Raw genomic sequence first — 18,242 nt, forward strand, 5'->3', positions numbered from 1 at the left:
TTTCCATCGGATGCAGGGCACCTCGAAAGGGTGTCGCGACCTACTCAGCAAGGGAGCACGCATGGCAACCCGTGCCGTCGCCCGTCGTACGTCCACCACCTCCGGTGGGTCCGGCCGGGCAGGCAGTGTTCGCGCCGTGGGCGGGGAAATCGCCGATCGCGACCTGGTCGGCATGTACCTGGACGAGATCGCCCGCACACCGCTGCTCGACGCCGCCAAGGAAGTCGACCTCTCCCAGACCATCGAGGCGGGCGTCTTCGCCCAGCAGATCCTCGACGGCGAGGTGGAGAGCGCCGCCGGTGACGCGAAGCGTGAGGAGCTGGAGGCGCTGGTCGCCGAGGGCGAGCGCGCCAAGGACATATTCATCCGCTCCAACCTCCGGCTCGTCGTCGCCGTGGCCCGCCGCTACCCGCGCGCGGGGCTCCCTCTGCTCGACCTGATCCAGGAGGGCAACGCGGGCCTGGTGCGCGCGGTCGAGAAGTTCGACTACGCCAAGGGCTTCAAGTTCTCCACGTACGCCACCTGGTGGATCCGGCAGGCCATCACCCGGTCCATCGCCGACCAGTCCCGCACGATCCGGCTCCCCGTCCACCTGGTGGAGGAGCTTGGCCGGATCCGCCGGGTCCAGCGCGAGTTCAACCGCGAGCACGGGCGCGACCCGGAGCACGCGGAGATCGCCGCCGAGCTCGACTCCAACACCGAGCGCGTCGGCAACGTCCTGGACTGGGCCCGCGATCCGGTCAGCCTCAACATGTCCGTGGACGACGACGGCGACACCCAGTTCGGCGACCTGCTGGAGGACACCTCCGCCGTCTCGCCCGAGCAGTCCGTGATGACCCTGCTCCGCAGCGAGGAGCTGGAGGACCTGATCGGCAAGCTCGACAACCGGACCGCCTCGATCATCAAGATGCGGTACGGCATCGAGGACGGCCGGGAGCGCACGCTGACCGAAGTGGGCAAGCAGCACGGCCTCACGCGGGAGCGGATCCGCCAGATAGAGAAGCACGCACTGCTCGAATTGAAGCGAATGGCCCACGACACGGGCTTTGACGCTGCGGCGTGAGCCAATAACCCGTAATCTCCCCATCAAGCCGGTTCGCACCGGCCGACCGACCGGGTCATTCCGGTCACCCGACCGGTTTTCCCGGTCCCTGAGCTGAGCCCCGGCGCCCACCCCCCCCCGGCGTCGGGGCTCATCCCTGTTCCGGATCGGCCGGGCGCCGGCTCCCGGCGGCGCGGGTCAGCCGGGCGCCGAGGCCCTCCAGGTACTCCACCAGCTGCGGCGGCCCCTGCGCGGAGAACTCGCAGTCCACCAACGCCAGCCGCAACGCCACCCACTCCAGGGAATCGGTGCACGAGGCCCGCAGCCGGCAACCGCCCTCCCCGTCCGGCTCCGGCGCTCCGAGATACGCGGGCAGCCGCCCCGCCACGAACTCCGCCGGCGCCCCGAACCACACATCGAGGCGCAGCTCCGGCTTCATCCGCCGCATCGACCGGGACAGGTACTTCGCCGCGTCCCCGCTCTCCGCGTCGCTCCGAGCCTCGTTGCCCGCCTCGCCGCCCGCGTCGCTCCCGTCGCTCCCGTCGCTCCCCGCGCCCTCGACGGGCAGCGGCCTCGGCGCGAACCGCGCCCCCGTCGCGTACGGCTCGCCGACCCGGTCCACCCGGAACGTACGCCAGTCCTCCCGGCCGAGGTCGTACGCCACCAGGTACCAGCGCTGCCCGGTGCTCACCAGCCGGTACGGCTCGACCTGCCGCTTCGTCCGGGTGCCGTCGCCGCTGCGGTACGCGAACCTCAGCCTCTCCCGCCCGGTGGCGGCCGAGGCCAGCGTCGTCAGGGTCCGCGGGTCGATGGTGGCGCCGTCGCCCCGGGTCAGCGGCACCGTGGCGTTCTGGAGCGCGGAGACCCGGTGCCGCAGCCGGGAGGGAAGCACCTGTTCCAGCTTGGCCAGCGCCCGTACGGAGGCCTCGTCGACGCCCTCGATCGCGTGCCCCGCCCCGGCCCGCAGGCCCACCGCGATGGCCACCGCCTCCTCGTCGTCCAGCAGGAGGGGCGGCATGGCGGCGCCCGCCACCAGGCGATAGCCGCCCACGGAGCCGCGTGAGGCCTCGACCGGGTAGCCCAGGTCGCGCAGCCGGTCGACGTCGCGGCGGATCGTGCGCGGACTGACGGCGAGCCGCTCGGCCAGCTCGCCGCCCGGCCACTCGCGGGGGGTCTGGAGAAGCGACAGCAGTTTCAGCAGCCGTGCTGGAGTATCGGACATGGCTTCAGGATGGCGGACCATCAGGTCATGGTCTGACCTAATGGATGCCTAGGTTCTTCCCATGCCTTCTTCCGCACCCCCGGCGCCCACGGCGTCGTACCTCGCTCCGCCCACGCCGCCCGCACCGCCCGCCCCGGTGAAGACACCGGTGGCACCCACGCCCGCACCGGCCGACCGGCGGCGCTGGTTCGCGCTGGCCATCGTGATGACCGCCGCCTTCATGGACCTGGTCGACGTCACGATCGTCAACATCGCGATCCCCAGCATCCAGCGCGAGACCGGGGCCTCGGTCTCCGCGATCCAGTGGATCACCGCCGGTTACGCCCTCGCGTTCGCGGCCGGACTGATCACGGGCGGCCGCCTCGGCGACATCTACGGGCGCAAGAGGCTCTTCCTCGTCGGCATCGGCGGATTCACGCTCGCCTCCGCCCTGTGCGGCTTCGCGGCCAGCCCCGAGATACTGGTCGCGGCCCGGATCCTCCAGGGCGCGACGGCGGCCCTGATGGTGCCCCAGGTCCTCTCGATCGTGCACGCCACCTTCCCGGCCCACGAGCGCGGCAAGGTCTTCGGCCTCTTCGGCGCGATCGTCGGACTCGGCGCGGTCTCCGGTCCGCTGCTGGGCGCGCTGCTCACCGAGTGGGACCTCTTCGGGCTCGGCTGGCGGCCGATCTTCCTGATCAACCTGCCCGTCGGGATCGCCGGACTGATCCTCGGCGCGAAGTTCATCACCGAGTCGAAGGCCCCCCGGGCGGTCCGTCTCGACCTGCCCGGCGTCGCCCTGATCACTCTGGCGATGCTGATGCTCATCTACCCGCTCACCCGGGGACACGAGCTGGGCTGGCCGCTCTGGGGCCATCTCTCGGTGGTGGGCAGCCTGTTCGTCTTCGGGGCGCTGGTCGCCTACCAGCGGCAGAAGGCGCTGAGCGACGGCTCGCCGCTGATCGAACTGTCCCTGTTCCGGGTCAAGAGCTTCGCCGCCGGCATCGCCGTGCAGCTGACCTTCGGCGTCGGCCTCGGCATCTTCTTCCTGGTCTGGACGATGTACATGCAGATGGGTCTCGGCTGGAGCGTGCTGCGCGCCGGCACGACGGGCATCCCGTTCTCCGCCGCCGTCTCGGTGGCCGCCGGGATCTCCGTGCAGAAGCTGGTGCCCCGCTTCGGCCGCAAGGTCCTTCAGGCCGGTGCGCTCCTCATGATCGCCGGGCTGCTGATCTACCTCTGGGAGAGCGAGCGGTACGGGATGGGCATCACGTCCTTGCAGATGGCCGTCCCGCTGGTGGTCATGGGTGTGGGGATGGGGCTGATCGTGGCTCCGCTGACCGACGCCGTGCTCTCCGAAGTGCCCAAGGAGCACGCCGGTTCGGCGTCCGGGCTGATCAACACCGTGCAGCAGATGGGGACGGCGCTCGGTCTCGGCCTGGTGTCCGTCGTCTTCTTCGGGGCGATCGGCGACCGGCTGGCCCCCCAGGAGGCCGGCCCGGCGTTCGTCGACGCGTTCCAGCAGTCGCTGTGGTGGGTGGCCGGGGTGCTCGCGGTGATCTTCCTGGTGATGTTCGCGCTGCCCGCCCGGCCACGCGCCCACGTCGAGGACGAGGCCCCGGTGGAGGGTGTCGCGGACGTGGAGGGCGTCGCGAACGTGGAGGGCGGCGCGCGCTGATCCGTGTGGGCGGCGTGACCCGGCCCAGCGCGGGCGGTGCGGCCGGCCCCGCTCCGACCGACGCCCCCAGTGACCGGCCTCGGCGGCGAACCCGCCTCGGCCGGTCACGGCGGTTCGGGTCAGCAGATACGGGTGCGGCTCTCCATCGCCGCACGGGCGGTGCGCTCGTTCTCGTACACCTCGCACATGTGGCGGCCGTCGGGCGTCGCCGTGTGCTCGACCTCCCACAGGCTCGTCTCGCTGCCGTCCAGCAGCAGGAACGCGTGCTCGTAGAGCGTGAAACCGGCCGGGCGGCCGCCGACGCGGCACTGACGCCCGAAGATCTGGGTGATGTGGTGGGCGAACGCCGACCGGAGCAGCCGGGCCTTCTGCTCGCCCGGCCGGTCGGCGTTCTCCGCGCGGCGCAGCACCCGGCGGGCGTGGTCCGCGGAATTGTCGGGGGCGTACGTCCGGGGGAGCGGGGCTGACGGGGCGGACATCAGGATCGTCAGCATCTCCAGATCGCCCTGGCCCTCCTGCACCCCCTCGTCACCGAAGGCCGGGGAGTCGGAGAGGCTGCCCGCGAGCCGGGACGCGGCGATGCGGGCGTCGCCCTCGTCGTCGTACAGCTCGTGCCGACGCGGTATCCGTACGTCCCGGCCCCCGCTGTGCACCAGCTCCCACAGAGTGAGCGCGGAGCCGTCGGCGAGGAGATACGTGTGACGGTAGGTCTCGCGGTGCAGCACGGAACTGTGGTGCGACGAGTGCAGCGAACTGCTGTGGGCGAGCGCGGTGCCGAGGCGGTCGACCGTGCTGTCGGGAAGGTCGAAGGAGTTGAGGGCGCGTCGCAGGAGTCGGTCGAGGTGGTGCTCGGTTGTCTCGTACGGATCGCTCAAGGTGGTGTCTCCAGGCCGTCGCCGCGTGTTACTTGGTGCGTGCTTAACGTAGTCCCTGGGTCCGGCATCGTGACCGGGGTTCGTAAAAACGTAGGGCGCTCGCGGAAAGTTCCCCGAGTGTTCCCGGTGCATTTCGGGCGCTTGGGGTGAACTCCCTTACGCAGGTGGCGAGTCGGCCGCCCGCACGACCCTCGCTCACGCCGCGCGCCCCCAGGGCTCCGCCGATCGGATCGACCGCCGACCGCCGACCGCCGACCGCCGTAGAAGCCTGTGCGCCGAGTGCTGCGCGGCTCCGTGGCGCCGACCGCCGTGCGCGTGCGTGGCACCAGGCGCTGTGCGGGTGCGTGCCGGGCGTCGCCGAGCGGGCGGGACTATCGAGACACGCCCTACGGGACAGCCCTAGCCGCCGTACAGCTCCGTGTACGAGAGGAGCCGGCCGCCCGGCCCCTCGGTGCTCCGGGCCGCGCGCACGGCCTTGACGACGGCCCGCGCCAGGACGTCGGCGCCCGCCGCCAGGATCTCGTTGACGGCGGCCGGGCCCTCCGGTGGCACCCGCACCCGCCCGGTGGCCAGCGTGAACACGGTATCCCCGTCGGTCAGCAGATGGACCGGGCGCACCGCGCGGGCCAGCCCGTCGTGTGCGGTGCCCGCCAGCTTCTGGGCCTGCGCCCGGGTCAGGTCCGCGTCCGTGGCGACGACCGCGATCGTCGTGTTGAACGGCGGAGCGGCCCCGCCCCCGGCCGCCTCCGTCGCCTCCCGCTCCCGTGCGAGACGCCGCCCCGCCGCCGCGTGGACCTCGGCCGAAGGGTGGGCCGGCGGCTCCCCGGCCCCGTACTCCCCGAACAGCACCCCGGTCCGGGGATCGACCACCGAGCCCGCCGCGTTCACCGCGACGAGGGCGGCCACCGTGACCCCGGAGGCGAGGCGGGTGCTCGCCGTGCCGACGCCGCCCTTGAGCTGCCCGGCCACCGCGCCGGTGCCCGCACCCACGCCGCCCTCGGCCACAGGCTCCCCGGACCCGGTGGCAGCCGCGGCCTCCACCGCGGCGCGGCCGGTCGACGCGTCGGGGCGGGCCCGCCAGTCGCCGCCCCGGCCGAGGTCGAAGAGGGCGGCGGCCGGAACGACCGGTACCACCTGGGTGGGTCCGGCGCCGACCCGGACGCCCCGGCCCCGCTCCTCCAGCCAGGCCATCACGCCGGACGCGGCGTCGAGCCCGTACGCGCTGCCGCCCGTAAGGACCACGGCGTCGACCCGTTGCACCAGATTGCGCGGGTCCAACGCGTCCGTCTCCCGGGTGCCCGGCCCGCCGCCCCGTACGTCCACAGCGGCCACGGCCCCGCCCTCGGGTGCCAGGACGACGGTCGTTCCGCTCAATGCGCCCGCACCGGCGACCTCGGCGTGGCCGACGCGGATTCCGGCCACATCGGTCAGCGCGTCCAGCGGAATCGGGTACTCGGCGGCCCCGTGGCCCTCGGCCTCGTCCTCGGGGTTCACGGGGTTCACGGGGATCATCGTGCGGCTCCTCCGGTCGGGGTCGGGGCCCGCGGAGGTGCGGGCTGATGTGCTGCGAACGTACCGGCGAGCAGGGCGCGGTGAGCCCGAAGCCCCCCGCCCGGGCAAGGTGGCCCTTGCGACTGTCCGGGCGACCCTCTCACCCTCTCACCCGCCAAAACGGGTCAAAGTGACCCGCATGGTCCTACGGTGGCCGGGTGACCGAGCCCTCAGAAGCCACCGCAGCAGCCGAGCCCGACGTTCCTGACGGCCCCTCGGCCACGTCGCCCTCCGCTACCGGCCCCCGGTCCGTCACCACCCGGGCGACGCTCGTCGGCGTGGTTGTCTCCGCCCTGCTGATCCTCGCGATCGTGCTCGGCAGCCGTATGCTCCGCAACTTCGACTCGGCCCTCCTCCCCTACGCCGTGGCCACGGTCTTCCTCGCTTTCGGCGTCGCCTACCGGTACACCGTCTGGATCTCCGCCCCCGGGGCCCGGCGCCTCTTCAAACAGGGATGGCGCAGCCTCTTCTCCCTGGACAACTTCCGCAGGGCTCCCACCGCCCTGCCGAAGATGATCGCGACCTATCTGGGCTTCCAGAAGTTCCTCGGCGCCCGCTCCCACGCCCGCTGGGCCGCCCACCAGCTGATCTTCTGGGGCTGTATTCTCGCCGCGCTGATCACCTTCCCGCTCACCTGGGGCTGGTTCACCTTCACTTCCGGCACCGGATCGGGACCCGGCTACGAGATGCGGATCTGGGGCTTCAAGATCCTCGGATTCGACTCGCTGAACGTGCTCGGCTGGCTGATGTTCCACGGCCTGGACATCGCCGCCGTCCTCGTCATCCCCGGCGCCTCGTACTTCCTGTGGCGCCGTATGAGGGACCGCGGCGCCTCCACCGGCCAGCGCTTCGCCTACGACCTGGTGCCGCTGATCGCGCTCATCGTCATCTCCGTGACGGGGCTGCTGCTCACCTTCTCCTCGATCTTCCTGCACGGCGGCGGCTACCAGTTTCTCGCGATCCTGCACATGGCGTCGGTCGTCTTCACCCTCATCTACATCCCGTTCGGCAAGTTCTTCCACATCGTCCAGCGACCGGCCGCGGTCGGTATGCAGCTGTTCAAGTACACCGGCCGCAAGGACGACGAGGTGTTCGCCTGCCGCCGTTGCGAGGAGCCCATCGACACCGGCCCCTACGTCGAGAACCTGCGCGGCACCATGCGTGATCTCCGGCTCGACTTCGACACCTGGGCCGCATACTGCCCGCGCTGCAAGCGGGTGCTGCGCGGCAGCGCCTATCTCTCCCACGTGAAGAAGGGCTTTAAGTGACCGCAGACCCGCGAGCTGCTGCCGACCGCCGCACCTTCATCCCCCTGGACCCCTCTCTCGCCCCTCCCGGCACCCGCGCCTTCCGGGACGCGGGCGGCATCCCGGCCGACCAGTGGCACGCCGACCAGAACGGCGAGACGCTCGTCCCGACCCACTGCTGCTTCTGCGGTGTCCAGTGCGGGATGTATCTGCGTGTGGACCGCGGCGGCAAGGTCTTCGGCGTCGAACCCCGCAACCACGACATCAACCGGATGCGGCTCTGCCCCAAGGGCATCAACGCCTACCAGCAGGTCAACCACCCCGACCGGCTGACCGCCCCGCTGATGCGCCGCTCCCGCGACGAGGAGTTCCGCGAGGTCTCCTGGGAGGAGGCGCTCGACTTCACCGTCTCCGAGATCAAGCGCATCCAGCAGACCCACGGCAACGACGCCTTCGGGCTCCTCGGCGGGGCCAGCCTGTTCTCCGAGAAGACCTATCTGGTGGGCAAGTTCGCCCGGGTCGCGCTCAAGACCCGGCACGTGGACTACAACGGGCGCCTCTGCATGGTCAGCGCGGCGGGCGCCAACAAGCTGGCCTTCGGCATCGACCGGGCCGGCAACCCCTTCTCCGACATCCTGCTCACCGACTGCCTGCTCATCGCGGGCTCCAACGTCGGCGAGTGCTTTCCCGTGATGACCCAGTACGTCTGGGGGGCCCGGGACCGGGGGGCCAGCCTCATCGTCATCGACCCGCGCGAGACCGCCATCGCCCGGACCGCCGACATCCACGTCGCCCTCAAGCCCGGTACCGACTCCGCCTTCTTCACCTCCGTCCTGCACGTCGTCATCGCGGAAGGGCTCACCGACGAGAACTACCTCGCCGCCCACGCCACCGGCTGGGAGGAGGTCAAGGCCAAGGCCGCCGAATACCCGCCCTCCCGCGCCGCCGCGATCTGCGGGATCCCCGCCGAGCAGATCGTCCAGGTCGCCCGGACCTTCGCCCGCGCGCCCAAGGCCATGGCCTGGCACGCCCGGGGCATCGAGCACCACTCGCAGGGCGTCGAGAACTGCCTCACCGTGATCAACCTCTGCGCCGCCACCGGCCACATCGGCAAACCCGGCGCCGGCTACGGCACCATCACCGGCCAGGGCAACGGGCAGGGCGGACGCGAGCACGGCCAGAAGGCCGACCTCCTCCCCGGCGGACGCTCCATCATGAACGAGGAGCACCGCCGCCAGATCTGCGAGATCTGGGGCATCGAGGAGTCCGAACTCCCGCCCGCCGGGACCTCCATGATGGAAATGGTCTGGCAGATGCAGCGCCGCGAGATCCGCGGCCTCATCGGCATCTGCAACAACCCCTTCGTCTCCCTGCCCAACTACCGGGTGGTCAAGGAGGGGTACGACGCCACCGAGTTCCACGCGCAATTCGACTTCTTCCTCTCCGAGACCGCGGCCAACGCCCATGTCGTCCTCCCCGTCACCACCTGGGCCGAGGACGAAGGAGTGATGGCCAACGCGGAAGCCCGCGTGGTCAAGCACAACAAGGCCCAGGACCCGCCGCCCGGCGTCCGCACCGACACCTGGGCGATGTGCGAACTCGCCCGACGGCTCGGCGCCGGCGACAAATTCGACTTCCCCGACTCCCGGTCGGTCTTCGACGAACTGCGCGTCGCCTCCGCCGGCACCGTCAACGACTACTACGGCATCACCTACGAACGCCTGGAGGAGACCGGCGGCATCGCCTGGCCCTGCCCCACCACCGACCATCCCGGCACCCCGCGTCTCTTCGAGGACGGGAAGACCTACCACCCCGACGGGAAGATCCACCTCCAGGTCGTCGAATGGCACCCGCCGATGGACCCGTACGACGACGAGCACCCCATGTCGCTCACCACCGGCCGCACCGTCGCCCACTTCCTCTCTGGCAACCAGACCCGCAGGCTCGGCGCCCTCGTCGAACAGACCCCACGCCCCTGGGCCGAGGTCCACCCCTCGCACGGCTTCCGCAACGGCGAGCCCGTCCGCGTCGTCACCCGGCGCGGCAGCGAGGTCTTCCCCGCCCTGGTCACCGAGGCGATCCGCCCCGACACGGTGTTCATCCCGTACCACTGGCCCGTCCCCACCTCGGCCAACGCCCTCACCATCGACGCCCTCGACCCCCGGTCCAAGATCCCCGAGTACAAGGTGTGCGCCTGTCGTATCGAGCACGCCGAGCGGATCGACGAGGTCCCCGCCCCACCGGTCGCGCCCGGCCATGTCGCCTACCCGGAGACCCAGGTCTCCCGTACGGACCCGCTGCCTCCCACGGCCCCCCAGGGCCGTGGCACCTCGGAGAGGAGCTGAAGCCCCATGATGGGCAGAACGATCTTCATCGACCCGGGGCGCTGCATCGGCTGCCAGGCCTGTGTCTCCGCCTGCCGCGAGTGCGACTCGCACCGCGGCAAATCGATGATCCACCTCGACTACACCGACGAGGGTCACTCCGTCGCCTCCCTCCCCACCGTCTGCATGCACTGCGAGGACCCGGTCGCCCCGTGCGCCGAGGTCTGTCCCGCCGACGCGATCCTGGTGACCGCCGACGGCGTGGTGCAGCAGGCCGACACCACCCGCTGCATCGGCTGCTCCAACTGCGTCAACGCCTGCCCCTTCGGCGTACCGAAGATCGACCTCCAGGCGAAGCTGCAGATGAAGTGCAACCTCTGCTACGACCGCACCGCCTACGGTCTCGCCCCGATGTGCGCCACCGTCTGCCCGACCGGAGCCCTCTTCTACGGAACCGTCGAGGAGCTCCAGGCGGAGCGCCCCGGCGTCCAGGTCGCCGACACCTTCGTCTTCGGTGAGACCGAGGTCCGCACCGGAGTGGCCATGGTCGTCCCCGCCGAACGGGTCCAGTGGCCGGTGCCCGGCGGGCTCCCCGTCGTCGAGATCAACGGGAAGGACGTCCGCCGATGAGCGTCACCGATCAGCAGCCGGGCGGGGAACACCCCGCCGGGGGAGACCCGCGCGAGGCCCTCCAGGACCGGATCGCCGCCGACTCCCTCACCACCCGGCGCGACTACCTCCGGATCGTCACCACCGTCTCCGGCGGTCTCGCCGTCGGCGGCATCGGAGTGGCCGCGGGCATGCTCCACCGCCACGGCGACGGCGAAGAGGGCAAGGCCCCCGAGGCGAAGCGCGTCGCCGGACGACTCCTGCCCGGCGAGTCGATCGCCTTCCGCTACCCGGGCGAGGAGGACCGGGCCGTCGCCGTCCGCCTCGACGACGGCACCCTCGTCGGCTACTCCGCCGTCTGCACCCACCTCGCCTGCGCCGTGCTCTGGCGCAAGGACCGGGGCACGGAGGGCGAGCTGTACTGCCCGTGCCACGAGGGAGTCTTCGACGCCCGGTCCGGAGAGGTCACCGCGGGTCCTCCACCACGCGGGCTGCCGAAGGTCGCGGTCATCGAGCAGGACGACGGCAGCATCTGGGCCGTGGGGACCACCCGCTCCGGCGAGAGCGTCGAGGAGGGCCTGTGCCGCCAGCTCGGCGGCGACCGCCCCGACCTCGCCTCCCGCATCGGCTGCCCCGACATCGGCGGCGGCGCCGAATCCCCGCCCCGGGCCGCCGGTGCGCGCGAGCCCTCCGTCACCGCCGAGAACCCGGGCAGGCGGGCATGAGCGACGCCCCGCACCCCGAACAGCCGCTGCCGCCCCCCGGCAGCCACTACCCCACCTACCACCCCGGCAGCGTCGATCCCGAACTGAACCGGCCCGTCCACGAGCGGTATCCGCAGATCCGCCCCACCAGCGGATACGGGGACCCCCGCGTCCGGCACACCGGCCCCGGCCCCGGAGCGGGCACCGACCAGGAGCCGGAGCGCTCCTCGAAACTGACCGCCCGGCTCAGCCTGGCCATGACCGTCGTCATCGGCCAGCTCTGGGGACTGACGGTCCTGATCGACGAGTGGATGGAGGGCAACACCGGAACGGCCTGGTGGGGGGCAGGCTTCCTCTGCCTGTCGTTCCTCGTCGTGCTCGGGCTGTGGCTCATCGACCCGAAGGACCGCTGACACCCACCGCCCGGCCCCACGGCGGCTCACACCTCGTGGTGAGCCGCCGTACCCTGGAGACATGAGCGCCGCCCCCGCCCCCAGCCCGCGCGATGCGAAGCAGCAGCAGCCACAGGAGCAGCCGCACAGGGAACCGAAGCCCAAGCCGGTTCTGGACTTCGACGATCCGCTGGACCGGCAGTCGGCGGACGATACGGACCAGGGGTGGGGTGAGCGGCCTCTCTCCGGCGGCAGCGCCGCCGACCTCGCGCGCTTCCTGGACGAGAAGCCCCCCCACCACATCTGAGCGATGGCCCGGAGGACTACCGGTCCTCGCGCGGGCCCGCGGCTGCCCCGCCCGTTCCGCCCCCCGGGCCTCCGCCCGAGTCCGGTCCGGGGAAGCCGGGCGCGCCACCGGTGCGCTGCGCCACGAGGGCGTCGCGGATCTCCTTCAGCACCTCCAACTCGCTCACCTCCATCGTCTCCTGCACGCCTTCCTTGGCGGCCTGCATGGCCGCCCGCCTGGCCAGGTACTTGGCCATCGGCAGCACCATCAGGAAGTACACGACGGCAGCGGTGATCAGGAAGCTGAGGGCGGCGCTGAGCACCGAGCCCCACAGGATCTCGATCCCGTCCATCTCTCCGGTCTTCGGGTCCGTGGTGCAGGGGCCCTGGAGGCAGGAGCTGTAGCTGTCCAGGTCCTGGGTGCCGAACGCACCGACCAGGGGGTTGATGACGCCCTTGACGACAGCGTTCACGATGTTGGTGAACGCGGCCCCGATGACGACAGCCACCGCGAGGTCGATCACATTGCCGCGCGTCAGGAAGACCTTGAAGCCCTCCAGCAGACTGACCTTCTTCTCGCTCACAGGTGAGCCTTTCTTCGCATGGGCGGTGAGGGGAGCAAACTGCTCCGCCACCCAAGGCGGGAGAAGGCAGCACTGTCCAGCCCGCTGCTTCTCCCGGGGGACGTGATACGACGTCAGTTCGCATCGGACACCGCCACGGCCAGCCGGCCCGAAACGCCCGCGCCCAGCAGCGCCGTGGCCGTCGACCGCTCCACGGACAACACCACCAGCGCCCCGGCCCCCGCCCCGGCGCCGGAGACGTCCGCCGCGAGACCGCCGGACCCTGCGGGCGCGCGCGGCACCTTCGCCACGCGCACCCCTCGCGCCACCACGCGCGCTTCGTCGCCGGTATCACCGACCGCGATCACATCGACCCGGTCCCCGGGGCGCAGCAGCCGTACGGTCTCCGGGTCCGCGATCCTGACCGGCGCGGAGACCAGCCGCACGGACGACCTGCCGGCCCCCGGCGGAGCCTCCGGCGGGCCGGCCTCTCCGTCGGCACCGCTCAGACCGGTGGTGGCCAGCGCGGCACCCGCCAGCGCGAGCCCCGCAGCCGCCGCCCGCCGCTGTCGGCGCAGCACCCGGCGCAGCCGGTCCGCGCCACCGCCCCGCACGCGCAGGGGCCCGAACGGCCCCACCCCGCACGGGGCGGGCACCGGGGCCGGAGGCGGAGACGGGCACCGCGAGGGCGAAGGGGACCGAGACGGGAGAGGAGGAGGCATGGACGCGGGAGCAGGAGCGGATACGGAAACGGATGTGAGCGTGGACGAGGGCGGGGACAGGAACGGGGGCAGGGGCCGGGACGGGGACGGGGACGGGGACGTGGACATGGCCACCTCGATTCGGGCGGACGAGGGCAAGGGGAGGGGAACGCGAAAGGGAACGCGAAAGGGGAGTCCGGACCGGTTGATCCGGCCGGACTCCCCTCACTTTCCCTCGCCCCCGCAGATCCCGCTGAAGCCTGTGGACAGTCCTCGCAATGGGGATAACTCCGTCACCCGTTCCGGCGCGGTCCGCCCTGCCCGAGCGGCGGTGCCCGCTACGGCAGAGCGATCCCCGTGTCGATCCCGTCCAGGGCGTGGGCGCACGTGCAGTTGCGGTTCTCGCTCTTCGGCAGCCCGGCCACCGCGTCGAACAGCACCGAGCGCAGCCGGTCCACGTTGGCCGCGAACACCTGGAGCACCTCCTCGTGCGAGACGCCCTCGCCCGCCTCGGCCCCCGCGTCCAGGTCGGTCACCAGGGTCATCGTCGTGTAGCAGAGGCCCAGCTCACGGGCGAGGACCGCTTCGGGGTGCCCGGTCATGCCCACGACCGACCAGCCCATCGCCGCGTGCCAGCGCGATTCCGCACGGGTCGAGAAGCGGGGTCCCTCGACGACCACCAGGGTGCCGCCGTCCACCGGCTCCCAGTCGCGTCCGCGAGCCGCGGTGAGTGCGGCCCTGCGCCCCTCGGGGCAGTACGGGTCGGCGAAGCCCAGGTGGACGACGCTCGGCACGCTTCCGTCGGCCCGGGTCTCACCGTCGTAGAAGGTCTGCACGCGGGCCTTGGTGCGGTCCACCAGCTGGTCGGGGACGAGCAGGGTGCCCGGCCCGTACTCCGGCCGCAGCCCGCCCACCGCGCACGGGCCGAGCACCTGCCGGACCCCGACGGAGCGCAGCGCCCACAGGTTGGCCCGGTAGTTGATGCGGTGCGGTGGCAGATGGTGGCCGCGTCCGTGGCGGGGCAGGAAGGCCACCCGCCGGCCGCCGAGCTCGCCGAGGAAGACCGAGTCGCTCGGCTTCCCGTAGGGGGTGTCCACGGAGACCTCGGTGACGTCCTCCAGGAAGGAGTAGAAGCCCGAGCCGCCGATGACACCGATCTCCGCGGAACTCCCGGTACCCGCCGTACCCGTACCGGAGCCCGATTCGTCAAGTGCGTTCGCCATGCGGTCACCGTATCGGGAGGAGCGATTCCCGGGACGAACGCCCGGACCCCGCCGAGTGGCCTCGGCGGGGTCCGGTGAAAAGCAGATGGGGCGTACGCGGGCTCAGGCGGCCGACGTACCGCTCGACGAGGCCGGCGCGGAGGCCGACGACGAGGAGGAGCCGGACGAAGAGGACGACGAGGTCGTCGCGCCCGCCTTCGTGTCCGAACCCGACGACGAGGACGACGCGGAGTCGGACGACTTGGCGGCCGTCGTCGCCGGCGTGCTGCTCGACGAGGAGCCGCGGCTGTCGTTCCGGTAGAAACCGGAACCCTTGAAGACGATGCCGACCGCGGAGAACACCTTCTTGAGGCGTCCGTCGCAGCTCGGGCACACGGTCAGGGCATCATCGGTGAACTTCTGCACCGCCTCGAGGCCCTCGCCGCACTCGGTGCACTGGTACTGATAGGTCGGCACTTGCTCCTCCTGGCACTCTCACTCAATGAGTGCTAACGACGGTCCATACTGACGTATTCCGTTGAATCAGTCCACCGCGACCGGCTCGCGGTGACCGATCGCACGTGCGATCGTGCGTCCCGAGGGCCTCGGAGTCAGCCGCGAACGCAGGGCCAGCAGGGTCATCAGCGCCAGCACGGTTCCGGCCAGAGGCACCAGGAAACCGGTGCTCGCGCCATGGGCGTCGGCGAGTTGCCCCGCCACGGTCACGGCCGCGGCCTGTCCGAGCGCCACGGCGCCCGTCAGCCAGGTGAAGGCCTCGGTGCGGGCGGAGGCGGGCACCAGCGCGTCGACCAGGGTGTAGCCGCTGATCAGCGCCGGAGCGATGCAGAGGCCGACCAGCAGGCCGAGCCCGGCCAGCAGCGGCACCGAGTGCACGGCCCACAGGCCGGACGCGGTGAGGGTCAGCGCCACGTACCCGACGATCAGCCGTCGGCGCGGGCTGCTCTTCCAGGCGATGGCGCCGCAGGCGATGCCGGCCAGCATGTTGCCCGCCGCGAAGACTCCGTAGAGGACACCGTTCACCCCGGGGTGGCCGATCTCCTCGGAGAACGCGGTCAGTGAGACCTGCATCCCGCCGAAGACCGCGCCGATGCCAAGGAAGGCGACGGCCAGGACGCGCACACCCGGCACGGAGAGCGCCGAGGCGTGCGGTTCGGCCGCGGTGGCCGCGTTGCGAGGGGCAGGCTGGGTGGCGCGCTGCGCGGCGAAGAACAGGCCGCCGACCAGAGTCAGGGCGGCTTCCGTGATCAGACCGGCCGCCGGGTGCACGCCGGTGCAAAGCGCGGTGGCGATCACCGGGCCGAGTACGAACGTGAACTCGTCCGTCACCGACTCGAACGCGGCCGCGGTGGACATCAGCGGAGAGGCGGGCCGGTCGGGGGTCGCCCCCAGCATCGCCGCCCAGCGGGCCCGCACCATGGGGCCGATCTGCGGGATGGAGGCGCCGGTCGGCACGGCGGCGACGAACAGCGCCCACAGGGGCGCGTCCGCCAGCGCCAGTACGGTCAGGGCGCTCACGGAGACGGCGTGGAGGAGCACCCCGGGCAGCAGGACGGCGCGCTGACCGAAGCGGTCGGCGAGCTTGCCGCTCTGCGGGGCGAACACCGCCATGGAGACGCCGGAGACCGCCGCGACGGCGCCGGCGCTGCCGTACGAGCCGGTCGTGTGCTGCACGAGGAGGACGATGCCGATGGTGAGCATCGCGAAGGGCTGCCGTGCGGCGAAGCCCGGGAGGAGGAAGGTCCACGCACCGGGGGTGCGCAGGAGTTGCCCGTATCCGGGGCGGTCGGAGACCGTGGTCGCCACGGTCCTTGCCTTTCTGCCGCCTGGTGGCCCTGCTTCCCGGCGCCCTTGTGGGGCGGGCCGGACGGAAGCGGCCGAGAGCTGTCCTCTTCGCGCGGAACTGCGGTAGATGCCGGGCGACTCGCTGCAATCGGCGAAGAAACGCCGGGCGAAGAGACACCACGACCGCCATACGGTCGCGCCAGCTCTGCTTCAGACAGAGTTGGTCGATCAGGTTTGCCCTTAATCGTACAGGTAGGAAACCCTGTGTGCCTGTGATTGCGCACAGGGCTTCCCTATCAGCCTGTGATCTGCGACGCGTGCGCTGCCGATTCCCTGAGTCGTCACCTCAAAGGGCCTCAGGAGGACTCCAGGCAGCAGCCTCAGGGACGGGTCTTCGTGCCCCGGCCGTTGCCGCTGCTGCCGTTCACGCTTCCACTGCCATGTCCAGTTCCACTTCCACTTCCACTTCCACTTTCGCTGCCGTTGGCACCGGCGCCGCCGAGCTTCTTGGCCAGCTTCATCGCCTGGGGGATGGCTGAACCGCCCTGGGGCCCCGCCGTGCCGGGCGCGCCGGCGGCGGGGGATTTACCCGTGCCCAGCCAGCCGGCCAGCTTGCCGCCCTCGCCGACCGCCCGCAGCCGTTCCTCCGCCCTGTCGCGCACCGGATCGGTGGCCACCACCAGGAGTTCGTCCCCGCGCCGCAGCACCGTCGCCGGGGACGGCACGAAGCTCTTGCCCTCGCGGACCACCAGCGTGACCGCGGCGCCCGCCGGGAGCCGCAGCTCGCCGACCTCGACGCCGTGCATCCTGGACTTCGGGGGGATGGCGACCGACAGCAGGTGTCCGCGCAGCCGCTCCAGCGGGGCCGACTCGATCCCCAGGTCGGCGGCCTCGGCCGGATCGTCGGCGATGTTCAGCTTGTTCGCGACCCAGGGGAGCGTCGGCCCCTGGATCAGGGTGTAGACGATGACCAGGACGAACACGATGTTGAAGATTCTCGTACTGCCCTCCACCCCGGACACCATCGGAATGGTCGCCAGGACGATGGGCACCGCCCCGCGCAGCCCGGCCCAGGACATCAGGACCTTCTCGCGGGCCGGCAGCCGGAACGGCGCGAGGCTCAGGAAGACCGACAACGGCCGCGCCACCATGGTCAGCACCAGGCCCACGATGATGGCGGGCCAGAAGTCGTCGACCAGGTCGTGCGGGGTGACCAGCAGGCCGAGCAGCACGAACATGCCGATCTGGGCCAGCCAGCCGAGCCCGTCGGCGAAGCCCCGGGTGGCGGGCCAGTGCGGCAGCTTGGAGTTGCCGAGGATCATCGCGGCCAGGTAGACGGCGAGGAACCCGCTGCCGTGGGCCATGGCGCCCGCCGCGTACGCGGAGACGGCGATGGCCATCACGGCGATCGGGTAGAGGCCGGAGGCGGGCAGGGCCACGTGCCGCAGTCCCAGGGATCCCAGCCAGCCCACCGCTATGCCGATCGCGGCGCCGATGGCCAGCTCCATGGCGATCTCCGCGACCAGGACGTACCAGTGCTCGACCGGGCCGACCGAGGAGAACGCGACGACCAGGATGACGACGGGAGCGTCGTTGAACCCCGACTCGGCCTCCAGGACCCCGTTGATCCGGGGCGGCAGGGGCACCTTGCGCAGGACGGAGAAGACGGCCGCCGCGTCGGTCGAGGAGACGACCGCGCCGATGATGAGGGCCTGGCGCCAGTCCAGGCCGACCAGGTAGTGCGCGGCGGCGGCGGTGATGCCCACGCTGATGCCGACGCCGACGGTCGAGATCACCGCGGCCGCGGGCAGGACGGGTCTGACTTCTTTCCACTTCGCCCCGAGTCCGCCCTCGGCCAGGATGACGACCAGGGCGGCGTAGCCGAAGACCTGCGTCAGCTCGGCGTTGTCGAACTTGACGTCGAAGATGCCGTCCTGCCCCAGGGCGATCCCGATGCCGAGATACAGGAGCAGGCTGGGGAGCCCGCTGCGCGAGGAGACCCGTACCGCCACCACGGCGACGAGCAGGACGAGCGAGCAGACGAGCAGGAGTTCGTTGAGCGCGT

Annotated in this window: 17 protein-coding genes; 8 read left to right on the top strand and 9 right to left on the bottom strand. The window is 71.5% G+C overall.

The window, feature by feature from the left end:
• Positions 1 to 61 precede the first annotated feature (61 nt).
• Positions 62 to 1,063, top strand: coding sequence for an RNA polymerase sigma factor RpoD/SigA (locus ACH4KB_RS25850; protein ID WP_398068277.1), 1,002 nt, complete (start codon positions 62 to 64; stop codon positions 1,061 to 1,063).
• 130 nt (positions 1,064 to 1,193) lie between these two features.
• Here ACH4KB_RS25850 and ACH4KB_RS25855 read toward each other — a convergent pair whose 3' ends face one another.
• Positions 1,194 to 2,264, bottom strand: coding sequence for a helix-turn-helix transcriptional regulator (locus ACH4KB_RS25855; protein WP_398068278.1), 1,071 nt, complete (start codon positions 2,262 to 2,264; stop codon positions 1,194 to 1,196).
• 61 nt (positions 2,265 to 2,325) lie between these two features.
• Here ACH4KB_RS25855 and ACH4KB_RS25860 point away from each other — a divergent pair, with 61 nt between their 5' ends.
• A complete protein-coding gene (locus ACH4KB_RS25860; RefSeq protein ID WP_398068279.1) occupies positions 2,326 to 3,921 on the top strand; it encodes an MFS transporter in 1,596 nt (531 codons plus the stop codon).
• A gap of 119 nt (positions 3,922 to 4,040) precedes the next feature.
• Here ACH4KB_RS25860 and ACH4KB_RS25865 read toward each other — a convergent pair whose 3' ends face one another.
• Both ACH4KB_RS25865 and ACH4KB_RS25870 read right to left on the bottom strand, forming a co-directional pair.
• Positions 4,041 to 4,796, bottom strand: a complete 756-nt coding sequence (locus ACH4KB_RS25865) for a DUF6227 family protein (protein ID WP_398068280.1) — start codon at positions 4,794 to 4,796, stop codon at positions 4,041 to 4,043.
• Between the two features lie 399 nt (positions 4,797 to 5,195).
• Positions 5,196 to 6,299 carry a P1 family peptidase gene (locus ACH4KB_RS25870; RefSeq protein ID WP_398068355.1) on the bottom strand — a complete coding sequence of 368 codons (1,104 nt, stop codon included), beginning with the start codon at positions 6,297 to 6,299 and terminating at the stop codon, positions 5,196 to 5,198.
• Between the two features lie 206 nt (positions 6,300 to 6,505).
• On the opposite strand from ACH4KB_RS25870, the gene ACH4KB_RS25875 reads away from it, so the two are divergent.
• The 6 genes from ACH4KB_RS25875 (at position 6,506) to ACH4KB_RS25900 (ending at position 11,930) form a co-directional block, all read left to right on the top strand.
• Entirely contained in the window at positions 6,506 to 7,615 is a 1,110-nt protein-coding gene (locus ACH4KB_RS25875) for an MFS transporter (protein ID WP_398068281.1), read from the top strand.
• Positions 7,612 to 9,939 (top strand): molybdopterin oxidoreductase family protein, encoded by a 2,328-nt coding sequence (locus tag ACH4KB_RS25880; protein ID WP_398068282.1) that lies wholly within the window; start codon positions 7,612 to 7,614, stop codon positions 9,937 to 9,939. The genes ACH4KB_RS25875 and ACH4KB_RS25880 overlap by 4 nt, the downstream gene beginning before the upstream one ends.
• Before the next feature lie 6 nt (positions 9,940 to 9,945).
• Positions 9,946 to 10,548 carry a 4Fe-4S dicluster domain-containing protein gene (locus tag ACH4KB_RS25885; protein WP_007452552.1) on the top strand — a complete coding sequence of 201 codons (603 nt, stop codon included), beginning with the start codon at positions 9,946 to 9,948 and terminating at the stop codon, positions 10,546 to 10,548.
• Positions 10,545 to 11,252, top strand: coding sequence for a ubiquinol-cytochrome c reductase iron-sulfur subunit (locus ACH4KB_RS25890; protein WP_398068283.1), 708 nt, complete (start codon positions 10,545 to 10,547; stop codon positions 11,250 to 11,252). Before ACH4KB_RS25885 ends, ACH4KB_RS25890 begins: the two co-directional genes overlap by 4 nt.
• Positions 11,249 to 11,644 carry a hypothetical protein gene (locus ACH4KB_RS25895; protein ID WP_398068284.1) on the top strand — a complete coding sequence of 132 codons (396 nt, stop codon included), beginning with the start codon at positions 11,249 to 11,251 and terminating at the stop codon, positions 11,642 to 11,644. The genes ACH4KB_RS25890 and ACH4KB_RS25895 overlap by 4 nt, the downstream gene beginning before the upstream one ends.
• Positions 11,645 to 11,705: 61 nt before the next feature.
• Positions 11,706 to 11,930 carry a hypothetical protein gene (locus ACH4KB_RS25900; protein WP_018961118.1) on the top strand — a complete coding sequence of 75 codons (225 nt, stop codon included), beginning with the start codon at positions 11,706 to 11,708 and terminating at the stop codon, positions 11,928 to 11,930.
• Between the two features lie 16 nt (positions 11,931 to 11,946).
• Here the strand turns inward: ACH4KB_RS25900 and ACH4KB_RS25905 are convergent, their stop codons facing one another.
• From ACH4KB_RS25905 to ACH4KB_RS25930, 6 genes are all read right to left on the bottom strand, one after another.
• Positions 11,947 to 12,492 carry an MscL family protein gene (locus tag ACH4KB_RS25905; protein ID WP_398068285.1) on the bottom strand — a complete coding sequence of 182 codons (546 nt, stop codon included), beginning with the start codon at positions 12,490 to 12,492 and terminating at the stop codon, positions 11,947 to 11,949.
• Positions 12,493 to 12,605: 113 nt separating this feature from the next.
• Entirely contained in the window at positions 12,606 to 13,193 is a 588-nt protein-coding gene (locus ACH4KB_RS25910; RefSeq protein ID WP_398068286.1) for a hypothetical protein, read from the bottom strand.
• A 317-nt stretch (positions 13,194 to 13,510) separates the two neighbouring features.
• Positions 13,511 to 14,395: an S-methyl-5'-thioadenosine phosphorylase gene (locus tag ACH4KB_RS25915; protein ID WP_398068287.1), complete on the bottom strand. Its 885-nt coding sequence runs from the start codon at positions 14,393 to 14,395 to the stop codon at positions 13,511 to 13,513.
• A 102-nt stretch (positions 14,396 to 14,497) separates the two neighbouring features.
• The gene (locus ACH4KB_RS25920; RefSeq protein WP_398068288.1) at positions 14,498 to 14,851 is read right to left on the bottom strand and encodes an FmdB family zinc ribbon protein; all 354 of its coding nucleotides are present in this window, start codon (positions 14,849 to 14,851) and stop codon (positions 14,498 to 14,500) included.
• Between the two features lie 66 nt (positions 14,852 to 14,917).
• Complete coding sequence (locus ACH4KB_RS25925; protein ID WP_398068289.1) at positions 14,918 to 16,198, bottom strand: MFS transporter; 1,281 nt, start codon at positions 16,196 to 16,198, stop codon at positions 14,918 to 14,920.
• Positions 16,199 to 16,557: 359 nt separating this feature from the next.
• The gene (locus tag ACH4KB_RS25930; RefSeq protein WP_398068290.1) at positions 16,558 to 18,192 is read right to left on the bottom strand and encodes a potassium/proton antiporter; all 1,635 of its coding nucleotides are present in this window, start codon (positions 18,190 to 18,192) and stop codon (positions 16,558 to 16,560) included.
• Positions 18,193 to 18,242 lie beyond the last annotated feature (50 nt).

This window comes from Streptomyces sp. NPDC017520, assembly GCF_044329855.1.
Lineage (GTDB): Bacteria > Actinomycetota > Actinomycetes > Streptomycetales > Streptomycetaceae > Streptomyces.

What these genes read in the sequence shown, in the direction of transcription:
- ACH4KB_RS25850 (WP_398068277.1), top strand. Translation starts at nt 62, where the DNA reads ATGGCAACCCGTGCCGTCGCCCGTCGTACGTCCACCACCTCCGGTGGG.
- ACH4KB_RS25855 (WP_398068278.1), bottom strand. Translation starts at nt 2,264, where the DNA reads ATGTCCGATACTCCAGCACGGCTGCTGAAACTGCTGTCGCTTCTCCAG.
- ACH4KB_RS25860 (WP_398068279.1), top strand. Translation starts at nt 2,326, where the DNA reads ATGCCTTCTTCCGCACCCCCGGCGCCCACGGCGTCGTACCTCGCTCCG.
- ACH4KB_RS25885 (WP_007452552.1), top strand. Translation starts at nt 9,946, where the DNA reads ATGATGGGCAGAACGATCTTCATCGACCCGGGGCGCTGCATCGGCTGC.
- ACH4KB_RS25890 (WP_398068283.1), top strand. Translation starts at nt 10,545, where the DNA reads ATGAGCGTCACCGATCAGCAGCCGGGCGGGGAACACCCCGCCGGGGGA.
- ACH4KB_RS25895 (WP_398068284.1), top strand. Translation starts at nt 11,249, where the DNA reads ATGAGCGACGCCCCGCACCCCGAACAGCCGCTGCCGCCCCCCGGCAGC.
- ACH4KB_RS25900 (WP_018961118.1), top strand. Translation starts at nt 11,706, where the DNA reads ATGAGCGCCGCCCCCGCCCCCAGCCCGCGCGATGCGAAGCAGCAGCAG.
- ACH4KB_RS25910 (WP_398068286.1), bottom strand. Translation starts at nt 13,193, where the DNA reads ATGCCTCCTCCTCTCCCGTCTCGGTCCCCTTCGCCCTCGCGGTGCCCG.
- ACH4KB_RS25915 (WP_398068287.1), bottom strand. Translation starts at nt 14,395, where the DNA reads ATGGCGAACGCACTTGACGAATCGGGCTCCGGTACGGGTACGGCGGGT.